We start from the raw sequence: 9492 nt of genomic DNA, 5'->3' as shown, positions 1-9492 counted from the left end.
CGAACACCGGCATCGTGGTGCCGACACCTGCGGCAACAGCCGCGAGCTTGCGCTCCATCAGGTCGCGCGACCGGGGGCCGGGGAGCTCGGTGACGAGCAGCCGGTGCTGGTCGACGCCGTTGTCGGCGTCGGCGGACAGATCGGTCATGGGATGGTCCTTCTCCTCGTGCGGTCGGTGGTGCGGCGAGTCAGCGTGCGGTGCGGATGAGCTTCTTGTTGACGAACTCCTCCATGCCGAAGCGGCCGAGCTCGCGTCCGAAGCCGGAGCGCTTCACCCCGCCGAACGGCAGCTCCGCAGCATCGAGCCCGACGCCGTTGACGAAGACCATGCCCGCGTCGATCCGGTCGGCCACCCGCTGTGCCTGCTCGGGATCGTCGGTGAAGACGTAGGAACCCAGGCCGTACGGCGTGTCGTTGGCCAGCCGGACGGCGTCGTCCTCGTCGGCCGCGCGGAACACCATCGCGACCGGGCCGAAGAGCTCCTGGTGGTAGGCCGGGTTGTCGCTCCCGACGCCGGTGAGGACACCGGTCGGGAAGAACGCGCCGCTGCGCCCCCCTGCCGACGCCAGCGTCGCACCACCGGCGAGGGCCGAGTCCACCTGGCCCGAGAGGTTGTCGGCGGCTGCTGAGGACGAGAGGGGCGAGCCCGGTGACGCCTCGAGAAGGGCGTCGGTGAAGCGGGCGACGAAGGCCTCGTAGACGTCGTCGACCACGATGAAGCGCTTGCCGGCGTTGCAGGCCTGGCCGGTGTTCTCCATGCGCGCAGCCACCGCCGCCTCCACGACGGGTCCGAGGTCGGCGCCGCCCAGGACCAGGAACGGGTCGGAGCCGCCGAGCTCGAGCACGACCTTCTTGAGGTGGCGGCCGGCGATCTCGGCGACCGCCGCCCCGGCACGCTCCGAGCCCGTCAGGGAGACCCCTTGGACGCGGGGGTCGGCGATGATCGACTCCACCTGCTCGTTGGCCGCGTAGACGTTGACGTACGCGCCCTCGGGGAAGCCCGCGTCCAGGAAGAGCTGCTGCAGGAGCGCAGCCGAGCGGGGGCACTGCGGCGCGTGCTTGAGCACGATGGTGTTGCCGGTCGCGAGGTTGGGCGCAGCGAACCTGGCCACCTGATAGGCAGGGAAGTTCCACGGCATGATGCCCAGGAGCACGCCTACCGGGGCACGCCGGATGATGGCTGTCCCCTCGCCCTCCGACAGGGTCAGCTCCTCGTCGGCGAGGAACTGCTCGGCGTTGGCGGCGTAGTAGTCGTAGATGCTGGCGGCGAAGTCGACCTCGCCCTCGGCGTCGCGGAGGGGCTTGCCCATCTCCTCGACCATGGCCGCGGACAGCTCGTCGCTGCGCTCGCGGTGCAGCTCGGCGACCCGCGTGAGCAGGGCCGTGCGCTGGGCCACCGTCGAGGTGCGTCCCCACGTGTCGTAGGCGGCACCCGCGCTCTGCACGGCAGCGGCCACCTCGGCGTCGGTGGCAGTCGGGTAGCTCTCCACGAGCTCTCCGGTGGCGGGGTTCAGCACGGCGTACTCGGTCATCGCAGGTCCTTCCGATCTGTCAGGTGCTCAGGTGGTGTCGATGATGAATGGGTCGTCAGGTCGATCTCAGCACTGCATCCGCGAGCTCGCCACCGACGCGGACGGCACCGTCCACGTGCTGGAAGCCGAGGCCTGCGACGTCGCTGCTGCCGAACGAGAGCGGGCCCACCGCGTCGCGCAGCACTGGCCCGTAGCGGGTGAGGCTGCCCAGGTCGAAGCTGCTGCCGTAGGCGCCGCCCGTCAGCTCCTGGTCGTGCCAGTCGCTCTCGAGGTAGGCCTGCGGGTGGCGGGCGCGCTCGCCGAAGAACGACGCCATCGAATCGAGGACCCGGGCGCGGCGCTCGTCGGCGTCGAGTCGTACGAGCCGGTCTGCCTTGAGATCGGAGACGAACCCGACGAGCACGCCCCGGGACTCTCCCTGGGGCGTGTTGTCGTAGACCTCGTGCATGTCGAGATGGGGACCGAAGCCGGTCCCGCTCAGACCCTCGTCGCGCCAGAACGGGTCGGCATACATCGCCTGCACCTTGAGAACGAGGCCGAACGACTGGTGCTCGCGCGCCCGCCGCTGCTCGCTGGGAAGCTCGGGGGCGAACCGGATCCGCTCCACGACCGTGGGCGGCACGGCCACGAGCGCCCGGCGGGCGTGATGGCGCTGGTCCCCGACGTGCACGGTGGCGCCGTCCTCGGTCCAGTCCACCCGGGACACGTCCTGCGACAGAAGCACCCGGTCACCGAGGCGGCGGGCGAGCTCGAGGGGGACGGACTGCAAGCCGCCGACGACGCGCCGGTCGAGGATGAAGTCGGCGTCGACGAGGTGGCTGAAGCCACCGGCGCTGGCCGCCATGAGGACGGCCTGGAGCGCCGAGAACGAGTGCGCCGGCTTGGTGAGCATCGCCGGGCCGACGTAGAGCGCGATGATGTCGCGGGCTTCCGGGTCGTCGCACCGCTGCTCCAGCCACGCCCGGAACGAGATCTGGTCGAGGTCCCGGGCCCCGGACAACGCCCAGGGACGCTCGGGGTCCATGTCGGCCGACAGCGCGTCGAGGTCCTCGGTCAGCCGGCCGATCGCTGCCCGGGTGGTCTCCGGGACAGGCAGATCGCGGTCGAACCGGCGACGCTCACCGTCGGGGGCCACGTAGACCGAGTCGCCGTCGCGGTGGCGCTGGAAGGTAGCGAGCCCCAGCTCCTCTAGCAGTTCCAGCAGCGCGTCCTGGTCCGGGGACACCCATTGACCGCCCACCTCGAAGAGCGCGGGCTCGCCCGTGGTCGTGACCTCGTCGGTGCGGAGCCGCCCGCCCACGCGGTTGCGCGCCTCGAGGACCAGGACGTCGAAGCCCGCCCGGTGCAGCCGCCAGGCGGCCGTAAGACCGGTCGCCCCGGCGCCGATCACGATCACGTCATGGGTGCTCATCGGCCCTCTTTCCGGCGTCCGAGGCCGTCGGCCGGCCCGCCAGGAGCGGAAGGGACGGGTCCCAGGTGGTGCCGTCCCCATGGTCGCGTCGACGGCGAGCGATGCCCGACAACGCCTCCAGCACGACCCGGTTGGCGAGGAACGAGGTGATCTCGGCATGGTCGTACGGCGGCGAGACCTCGACGACGTCGATGCCGACCACGGGCAGCTCGTAGGCCAGGCGTCGCACGGAGTCGAGCAGCTCGCGGGCCGTGAGCCCGCCCGGTTCGGGCGTACCCGTCCCGGGTGCGTGCCCGGGGTCGCAGACGTCGATGTCGATGGACAGGAACACGCCGTCGCACTCGTCGGTTGCGATGACCGACGCCTCGTCCAGGCACTCGCGCAGCCCTCGGTGCACGATCTCGGTCATCTCGTAGGAGCGCATGCCTTGCTCGGCCATCCAGTCCAGCGTCTCCGGTCCGGGCCAGTAGCCCCGGAGGCCGACCTGGAGGAACCGGTCGCCGCGCAGCGCACCCGACTCGATCAGCCGGCGCATCGGCTGGCCGTGACCGATGAGGGAGCCGAACTCGATGTCGCCGGTGTCGGCGTGCGCGTCGACGTGGATCATCGAGACCCGGCCGGCACCGTAGTGCTGCGCGACGCCAGCTGCGTCGGGCCAGGCGATGGTGTGGTCGCCGCCAAGGACGAGAGGGATCGCGCCGCCGCTGGTCACGGCGTACACCGCCTCCTGCAGGTCACACACCGACCGCTCCGCGTCGCCGGAGAACATCTCGACGTCGCCCGCGTCCAGCACCTTCAGGTCCTGCAGCGGGTCGACGCGCATCGCCAGCGAGGGCCGCGAGCCGCCATGACCGAGGTAGCAGGTCTGCCGGATGAACTGCGGGCCGAAGCGGGTGCCCGAGCGGTGCGAGGTGCCACCGTCGAACGGTGCTCCCAGGATGACGACGTCGGCACCCTCGTACGTCGAGGGGTCGGTCCAGTCGCAACGGTCGACGCCGAGGAACGTGATGTCCGGTCCGTACTGGGCGCCATAGCGTGCCATGTCTCGGGTCTCCTCGTGGGTTCGCTCAGTACGCGCGTTTGAACGCCGTACAAACAATAGCCAAAGTGGCTCAGATGACGGCTACAGTCAACCCCCGTCTGAGATCTTTCGGCACGACACCCAGCGAGAGGGGGATCGATGGCGCGCGCACGAACCAACCGACGTATGGACCGCCCGCGGGAACAGGTGCTCGAGGCAGCGCTGGCGATGATCGGCGAGCAGGGGCTCGGGACGGTCACCATGGCGTCGCTCGCAGCACGACTGGGCACCAGCGGCGGTCATCTCCTCTACTACTTCGGCACTCGTGACGGTCTCCTGCTGGAGACCCTCCGCTGGAGCGAGCAGCAGTACGCCGTGCAGCGTGCGCCGCTGGTGGAGCAGGCGGCCGCGGGTGAAGGCAGCCTCGCGGCGGTCCTCGCCTTCGCGGAGGTCTACCTCCCACTGGACGACCGGGACCCCCGCTGGTTGCTCTGGCTGGAGCTGTGGGCGCGTGCGCCGTACGACCCCGAGCTCGCCTCGGCCCAGGGCGAGCTCGACGCCGGCTGGCACCGCGACCTGGTGGCCCTCCTGCGGGCGTGGCTCCCGGGCATCACCGACGCCGACGCACTTTCGGATCGTCTGCGCGCGATGTGGGACGGCTTCGCCATCTCGATCGTCAACGGGGGCGGCACGATGCTCCGCGAGGCGGTCGTCGAGCACACCAGAGCCACCCTCGAGCGCCACGTCTGAGGCGGCTGCAGGCCCGAGACGGGTTTGCGCGGAAATCGCCACTTCGCCCCCGGCAGCGGCACATCCGTGGTCCACTTTACGTAGTAAACACTCGCGAGGGGGTGGACTGTGGCCGGGGACTCGGATCAGCCTTTGTCCTTCGTGGACACCGAAGGCCGGATCAGCGACCCCCGACGGCTGCGCCGACTGGTCGAGACCGGCCTGCTGGACGTACGGAAAGACCCGTCGCTGGATCGCTTGACCCGCTTGGCAGCGAGCTTTCTCGGCGCTCCGGTCTCGACAGTGTCCCTGGTCGCGGACGGTCACCAGGTCTATCCCGGTGCCTTCGGTCTGCCTGACGAGGTCGACACCCCGCGACACATGCCGCTGTCGCACTCGTTCTGCCAGTACGTCGTGATCAACGACGCGCCCCTGATCGTGGAGGACGTCCGCGAGCATCCCGTCCTGAGCATCAGCCCATCGGTGCAGCAGTTCGGTGTGCTGGCCTATGCGGGAGTGCCGTTGCACGACCCGGACGGTGTGGTCCTGGGTTCGCTGTGCGTGGTGCAGCGCCGCGTAGTCAGGTGGACGCCCGAGCAGATCGCGACGCTCCACGACCTGGCGGCATCCGTCGAGACCGATCTCGCCCTACGGCTCCGCAACCGCGACGTGGAGAGGGCCCGAGCACGTCTCGCCCAGGCCATCGACGGTGCCGCCCACACCGGCTTCATCGCCGCAGACCGGGACGGCACCGTCACAGTCGTCAACCAGGCCGCCGAAGCCATGCTCGGAGCCACTTCTGCCGAGCTCGTCGGCACCTGGAAGCTCCACCACCTTCCCAAGCTCTTCCGGCACGCGGTGCCTGCGGTGCCTGCCTTGCCCGCGGAGACCGATGACGCCGCCGACGGTGACGTGAACCCGGGGGCTCCGCTCGAGCAGATCGGCTCGGGAGAGTGGATCGTCGAGAACGATCTCGGCTCCCAGCGGATCCTGTCCATCCGTCTCACGATGCTGCACGACGCCCGCGGCGAGAACGACGGATATGTCCTGGTCGGCAACGACGTGACCGCCCACCACCAGACCGAGGCTGCACTCCACGACGTCATCGGCAAGCAGGCCGACGCCGTCGACCGCCTCCTCGAGCTCGACCGCGCACGGCACGACTTCATCGCCACTGCCAGCCACGAGCTGCGCACCCCGGTGACGAGCATCCTCGGTTTCACCGAGCTGCTCACCGACGGTGCCGCCGGTGACCTCACCTCCGATCAGGAGCGGCTGCTGGACCGGGTGGACAGCAACGGCAAGCGGCTGCTCCACCTGGTGGAGGACCTCCTGAACCTCTCGAGCCTCGAGGCCCAGGGTCCTGCCGCCCTGGAGCGCTCGGTCCTCGACGCCACAGCGCCGGGCATTCGAGCGTGGAAGTCGCTCCAGCCGCTTCTCCGTGGCCGCCGGCTCCAGGCCGACCTGATCGTCGCCGACGACCTCCCGAGCGTGTACGGCGACGTCGCCCAGCTCGAGCGCGCCATCCGCCACCTGCTGAGCAACTCGGTGAAGTTCACCCCGGACGGGGGCTCGATCACGTTCTCGATCGTCCGCGAGGACGACGACGTCGTGTTCGAGGTCGCCGACACCGGCGTCGGGATCCGCGAGGACGAGCACCTGGAGCTGTTCGACCCCTTCTTCCGCACCCGCGAGGCGCAGGCCCTGGCCACGCCCGGAGCCGGGCTCGGCCTGGCCGTCGTCCGTGGCATCGTCGAGGCACACGGCGCCGAGATAGACGTGACCTCGCTGCGCGATGTCGGGACGACCGTCCGCATCCGGATGCCCGTCTCGTTGACGGTATAGAGGTCTGCGGACGTCACCGGGCGACGAGCACTGCCTGCTTACAACACCCCAGAGGGCCGCTCAGCTGAGCCAGTCGGCGTAGAAGAGCCCGAGTCCGGCCGCGACGCACAGGCCCGCGATGATCCAGAAGCGGATGACCACGGTCACCTCGTCCCAGCCCAGGTGCTCGAAGTGGTGGTGGATAGGAGCGATCCGGAAGATGCGACGCCCGGTGCCGGTGATCCGCCTGGTGAGTTTGAAGTAGCTCATCTGGAGCAGCACACACACCGTCTCGAACACGAACAGTCCGGCGATGACGACCATCAGGAGCTCGGTGCGAGACATGATCGCCAGTCCGGCCAGGGCTCCCCCGATGGCGAGAGAACCGACATCACCCATGATGATCTGGGCGGGCTTGGCGTTCCACCACAGGAAGCCGATGCACGCGGCAGCGATGGCGGCCGCGAAGACCGCCAGGTCGAGGGGGTCGCGGACCTGGTAGCACTGGGACTCGACGACGGTTGGCCTCGACGACCCGCACAGCTGGTTGCTCTGCCAGACGTTCACGATGATGTAGGCGGTGAACACCATGGCCGAGGTACCGGCGAGCAGGCCGTCGGCGCCGTCGGTGAGGTTGGTGGCATTGGACGTCGCGGTGACGATGAACCAAATCACCAGCAGGACCACGACCAGGGGCAGCTTGATCCCCCAGTCGTGCGTCGTGGAGATGTACTGCGAGGCAGGCCTGATGCCTCGCTCGTCGGCGAAGAGCCGGGTGGCCAAGATGCCGAAAGCGAGCGCCACGGTGGTCTGTCCGATGATCTTGCCTCGGCTGCTGAGCCCCGCGTTGTGCTGCTGGTAGACCTTGATGAAGTCGTCGAGGAACCCGATGGCTCCGCAACCGAAGAACAGGAGCGCAAGAAGCCAGGCGCTGGCGCTGGGCCGCCCTCCCGTCAACAACGTCGCTGCGAGGTACGCCGCAGTCGCACTGAACAGGATCACCAACCCGCCCATGGTGGGGGTGCCCCGCTTGACGTGGTGGGTCGTCGGGCCGTCGTCGCGGATCGGTTGGCCGAACCCGTGGGTCGTGAACCACCCGATCGCGAGTCGGGTCCCCAGCAGGGAGAAGATCACCGCCAGCCCGCTGCTGAGCAGGATTGCGCGCATGTGGGGGAACCTCTCTCAGCCCTCGGTCGGACGATCACCGTGGGCACTGCTCCGGCCCGCGCACATTGTGGTGCATGTCCGTCCCGATCAGCCGAGGGGCTCGCTGGCGAGTCCAGGATCGGCACCGGCGACTGCTGAGCGACCGGGGGCACCGTGGTCGCCGTACCAGTCAAGGCACAGGATCGTCGCGTCGTCGGCCAGCTGGTGTCCTGCGGCCTCGAGGGCCTTGTCGGCCATGTGGCGTACTGCCTCGCGCGGGTGGGACGGTTGCGTCCGCTCGAGGATTGCCGGGAGGTCGACCGCAGAGCCGTGCCGCTCGGTCATCCCATCGGTGACGAACACCAGCCGGTCACCTGGGACGAGGGCAACCTGGGTGCTGCTGTATTCCGTCTCCTCGAACATCCCCAACCGAAGATCGGCCGGCAGGTCGAGCTCCGAGACGCGTCCTGACCGAACGAGGTACGGCACGACGTGCCCCGCGTTGACGACCTCGAGGATCCCGGTCGTGAGGTCGACCCGACCGACGATCCCGGTGGCAAAGTCGTCCGCGCCTGAACGGGGCGCGTGGCGACACAGCGCTGTGTTCGCGTCCTGCACTGAGTCGATCAAGTGAGCTCCCACCCGTCGGCTCCCGCGCAGGCTGGCGAGGCCGACGGTGGCGGTGAGGGCCGAGGCGACGCCATGGCCCATCGCGTCCGTCAGGGACAGGTGCAGGACGTCGCGGGCCAGGCTGTAGTCGAAGGTGTCGCCACCGATGCTGACAGCCGGCTCCAGCCAGCCGACGAGCGTGAACGCGGCCGCTTCACACGTTCGGGACAACGGAAGGAGGCGGTGCTGGATCTCAGCCGACAGCGTGAAGGGACGGCTTCGTTCCGCCCAGTCGAACAAGTCGGTGTGACGGCGGTGGGCGCTGACGGCGTAGGACAGCAGGTGTCCCACCCGAGCCACGGTCGACAGGACTTCGGCGCTGGGTTCGTCTGCCAGGGTCATCTCGAGCAGGCCCATGACGTCACCGCGCTCGGTCACCGGTGCGAGCACCTCCATCGGCCCGGGGTGCCGTGGACGTCCCCCGGGCGTAGCACCTGAACGGTCTGCGTCCGGAGCGTCTGCTCTGCCGGACCACCGTCGTAGGGGATGGTGGTCGCGGACTCCCCCTCGTCGCGGCGCACACCCGCGGCGCTGGTCGCGGACGTGACATGTGCCAGCCGAACCAGGGCCCGCCCGCCCATGTCGGCGATCATGAAGGAGACTGCCTCAGCGCCGAACGCCTCCCCCAGCTCGGCCGCCACCACCTCGACAGCGTCCACAGGTGAAGCGGCGTCCGCGGCAGCAAGGATCCGCCACAGGTCCAGCGGAGGTTCCGTCGTCGTCAGCGGTGGCCGGGGGTGAGCGGTCACGGAGAGGCAGCCTCAAGTTGGCGGATGCTGAGATCCGGGAACGGGTGACGGGTCGCGCCGCACCCGGTGTTCCGAGAGTTCTCCTGGTGCCAGGTCGCACCCTTCACCACCAAACCCGCGATGTCGAGGCACGCCAGCTCAAAGGGTGGTCGGCGCGAACTCCGTCGGTCGCTCGCCTCTTCGTCCGGACTAGCGTTCCGAGAGCGGGACCTCGCGGAGCCGGCACTGAGGGCGCGCTCCTGGCCTCGCCCGGGCGCACCCTGTCAGCGGGAAACGTGTCGATGTACGTCTCGCCGGAGTGCGACATCCACTCGACATTGGCCCATCGGGTGAGGCCACCTGCACCACCCCGCCCCCGCCAGACGACCAACCTGTCCTACTGGATCCGCACCGACACCGCCGAGACCGGTT

General features: G+C 69.4%; 8 protein-coding genes. 2 read left to right on the top strand and 6 right to left on the bottom strand.

The genetic code is table 11. From position 1 onward, the window contains the following. Positions 1–188: 188 nt before the first annotated feature. Genes JWN68_RS08180 through speB form a run of 3 tightly spaced genes read right to left on the bottom strand, consistent with a single transcriptional unit; the run spans position 189 to position 3985 of the window. The gene (locus JWN68_RS08180) at positions 189–1532 is read right to left on the bottom strand and encodes an NAD-dependent succinate-semialdehyde dehydrogenase (protein WP_297737351.1); all 1344 of its coding nucleotides are present in this window, start codon (positions 1530–1532) and stop codon (positions 189–191) included. A 55-nt stretch (positions 1533–1587) separates the two neighbouring features. Next, complete coding sequence (locus tag JWN68_RS08175) at positions 1588–2943, bottom strand: NAD(P)/FAD-dependent oxidoreductase (RefSeq protein ID WP_297737348.1); 1356 nt, start codon at positions 2941–2943, stop codon at positions 1588–1590. Next, positions 2930–3985: an agmatinase gene (speB, locus tag JWN68_RS08170; RefSeq protein ID WP_297737345.1), complete on the bottom strand. Its 1056-nt coding sequence runs from the start codon at positions 3983–3985 to the stop codon at positions 2930–2932. Before speB ends, JWN68_RS08175 begins: the two co-directional genes overlap by 14 nt. A 138-nt stretch (positions 3986–4123) precedes the next feature. Here speB and JWN68_RS08165 point away from each other — a divergent pair, with 138 nt between their 5' ends. Then, a complete protein-coding gene (locus JWN68_RS08165) occupies positions 4124–4714 on the top strand; it encodes a TetR/AcrR family transcriptional regulator (protein WP_297737342.1) in 591 nt (196 codons plus the stop codon). 141 nt (positions 4715–4855) lie between these two features. Continuing rightward, positions 4856–6538: an ATP-binding protein gene (locus JWN68_RS08160; RefSeq protein ID WP_297737339.1), complete on the top strand. Its 1683-nt coding sequence runs from the start codon at positions 4856–4858 to the stop codon at positions 6536–6538. Positions 6539–6598: 60 nt separating this feature from the next. Here JWN68_RS08160 and mraY read toward each other — a convergent pair whose 3' ends face one another. The 3 genes from mraY to JWN68_RS08145 form a co-directional block, all read right to left on the bottom strand. Continuing rightward, on the bottom strand, positions 6599–7684 hold the full coding sequence (mraY, locus tag JWN68_RS08155; protein WP_297737336.1) for a phospho-N-acetylmuramoyl-pentapeptide-transferase: 1086 nt from the start codon (positions 7682–7684) through the stop codon (positions 6599–6601). 87 nt (positions 7685–7771) lie between these two features. Beyond that, positions 7772–8728, bottom strand: a complete 957-nt coding sequence (locus JWN68_RS08150) for a PP2C family protein-serine/threonine phosphatase (RefSeq protein ID WP_297737333.1) — start codon at positions 8726–8728, stop codon at positions 7772–7774. Then, complete coding sequence (locus JWN68_RS08145; protein WP_297737330.1) at positions 8707–9081, bottom strand: hypothetical protein; 375 nt, start codon at positions 9079–9081, stop codon at positions 8707–8709. Before JWN68_RS08145 ends, JWN68_RS08150 begins: the two co-directional genes overlap by 22 nt. Positions 9082–9492: the final 411 nt, after the last annotated feature.

The organism is Nocardioides sp. (assembly GCF_025964975.1).
Taxonomy (GTDB): Bacteria; Actinomycetota; Actinomycetes; order Propionibacteriales; family Nocardioidaceae; genus Nocardioides.
This window is presented reverse-complemented; position numbering and strand designations above follow the sequence as displayed.

Bases quoted from the DNA above. Each gene is read 5' to 3' on its own strand.
- JWN68_RS08180 (WP_297737351.1), bottom strand. From the start codon at position 1,532: ATGACCGAGTACGCCGTGCTGAACCCCGCCACCGGAGAGCTCGTGGAG.
- JWN68_RS08165 (WP_297737342.1), top strand. From the start codon at position 4,124: ATGGCGCGCGCACGAACCAACCGACGTATGGACCGCCCGCGGGAACAG.
- JWN68_RS08150 (WP_297737333.1), bottom strand. From the start codon at position 8,728: ATGGAGGTGCTCGCACCGGTGACCGAGCGCGGTGACGTCATGGGCCTG.
- JWN68_RS08175 (WP_297737348.1), bottom strand. From the start codon at position 2,943: ATGAGCACCCATGACGTGATCGTGATCGGCGCCGGGGCGACCGGTCTT.
- mraY (WP_297737336.1), bottom strand. From the start codon at position 7,684: ATGCGCGCAATCCTGCTCAGCAGCGGGCTGGCGGTGATCTTCTCCCTG.
- speB (WP_297737345.1), bottom strand. From the start codon at position 3,985: ATGGCACGCTATGGCGCCCAGTACGGACCGGACATCACGTTCCTCGGC.